This window comes from Microbacterium sp. BF1, assembly GCF_019279095.1.
Lineage (GTDB): Bacteria > Actinomycetota > Actinomycetes > Actinomycetales > Microbacteriaceae > Microbacterium > Microbacterium maritypicum.
Genome location: NZ_JAGYWT010000482.1, coordinates 1 through 1,854 on the forward strand (window position 1 = coordinate 1; position 1,854 = coordinate 1,854).

3 protein-coding genes and 1 pseudogene are annotated in these 1,854 nt (G+C 68.8%); all 4 read right to left on the reverse strand.

The window, feature by feature from the left end:
• Positions 1–236, reverse strand: a pseudogene (locus KZA10_RS13890) (hypothetical protein); the annotation flags it as partial.
• Positions 233–478: a hypothetical protein gene (locus KZA10_RS13895; RefSeq protein ID WP_055869848.1), complete on the reverse strand. Its 246-nt coding sequence runs from the start codon at positions 476–478 to the stop codon at positions 233–235. The pseudogene KZA10_RS13890 and the gene KZA10_RS13895, both read right to left, overlap by 4 nt.
• A gap of 110 nt (positions 479–588) precedes the next feature.
• The gene (locus tag KZA10_RS13900) at positions 589–1,254 is read right to left on the reverse strand and encodes a GntR family transcriptional regulator (RefSeq protein WP_256934866.1); all 666 of its coding nucleotides are present in this window, start codon (positions 1,252–1,254) and stop codon (positions 589–591) included.
• Positions 1,255–1,367: 113 nt separating this feature from the next.
• Positions 1,368–1,854: NADPH-dependent F420 reductase (locus KZA10_RS13905; protein ID WP_218683172.1), on the reverse strand; the 487-nt coding region annotated here is incomplete at its 5' end.

Here is a 1,854-nt window from a genome sequence, read left to right on the forward strand (position 1 = left end):
AAGGCCGGGCGCAGGGCGAGGACCGCGGCACGTTCTGCGGTGTCCTGCTCCGCGCGGCCGACGGCGGCGTCGAGGTAGTCAGTGCGCTGACTGGCGTCGTGATATCGGTCGTTCAGGGCCTCGAGCTGCGCGATGGCTGCCGATCTCTCGTTCTCGAGAGCGTCGGCTCTGCCGACCATCCCCCCGACGAGCAGCACGGAGGCCGCGATCGTGACAGCCAGCACGCGCCGGATCACGGCAGGAATCCCGTCGTGTCGGCGATGTCCGCGTCCTGATCGGCGAGCTGCGAGCGAAGGGCTGTGAGCTTCTCTGCGAGCTCCAGGTTCTCGCCGCGAGATTCATCCAGCGCGCGCTCGATCCTCACGATCTCCGCCTTGACCGCGGCGATCGACTCCAGACGCTCCTGGTCGGCGATCACGACGAGCGAGATCCCACCGACCAGCAGGAGGCATCCGACAGCGACAGCAAGATTCCGCATCTCGCTCCCCAGGACAGCGCAACAGTTCCGGACCGACTCCGATCGCCCCAATATACAACCGGAGCCGTCTCTGCAGTCCCCCGACCGCGAGAGACGGTGGGCCCGACGGGTCAGGCGCTCAGATCGCCGCGCTCGGCGAGACGTCGCTCGGCTGCGGACTGTCCGCTGGCCAAGTGCGCCGGCACGATCCGACGCAGCGCTTCGGTGTCGCGCGCCGTAATCGCCTCGAGGATGATGCGGTGCTCGTCCGCCATCGCGAGCAGGTCGTCGTGCTGCCCGAACAACCAGCGCAGACGCGTGAGGAAGACGGCGATGAGCTCGCCGAGCATCTCGTTCGCCGCGAGCTCGACGGCGATCTCGTGGAACTCCGCCGCGGCGACCCTGGCCGCCTCGGAGTCCTCGGCGCGAACGGCCTCGAGTTCGCGTTCGTAGGCTCCACGGATGCGAGCGATCCCGGCCTCATCGTGCCGCTCGGCTGCGAAGACGAAGATCAGCGTCTCGATGGCCTCGCGCACCTCGGCGAAGTCCTGGATATCGCGGTGGGTGAACTCCCGCACGACCGCCCAGGTACGGGGGCGTGCGACGACGATCCCCTCGGCCACGAGCGTGCGGATGGCTTCGCGAACCGGGAGCCGGGAGACGTTCAGTTCCGCCGCGATGTCGCGCTCGACGAGCCGTGCTCCCGGTCTGCGCCGCCCGAGGATGATGTCGTCGCGAAGGACGCGCGTGACTCTCACCGACTCGAGTTCGCCGCCTGCTGCCATAGCCCCCGCCATCTGGGCATTCTCGCACTCCGGGCGGTGTTCCTCCAACTTTTGGTATCCCAAGAGTCGCGTGGGTGCGGGCCCTGCGGCGAGCGAGCTCTCCGCCTCCCCCGCCGCACCGGTGCTCAGGGCAGGCGGTTCGCGATCGCGAGGTTCGCGGTGAGCTCCTCGGCGTTCTGCCGGACCACGTAGGCGGGACGGTCTCGCTCGACTCGCCATGACTCGCTCAGCGGCCCCACATTGACCGTGTCGAATCCGGCCTCGTCGTAGAAGCGGGTCACGAAGGCGACGGCCTCCGCGTCATCACCGGCCGTGGCCAGTGCGCGACGATCGGGGGTGCCGGCAGGTGTGCCGTCGGACGTGATCTCCGAAGCGAAGATGTGGTTGAACGCCTTCGCGATCTTCGAGTCAGGGAGGGCGCGCTGCACCAGCTCCGACGTCGTCGTCTCGCCCTTGTCGAGGGCCTCGATGCGGCCGTCCCGCTCGAAGTAGTAGTTGTTCGTGTCGAGGACGATCTTGCCGGCGAGCTGCTCGGCGGGGAGGTCGTCGATGGCGCGGAGCGGCACCGTGACGACCGCGACGTCGGCAGCGGCAGCGGCCTCCTGCGCGGTG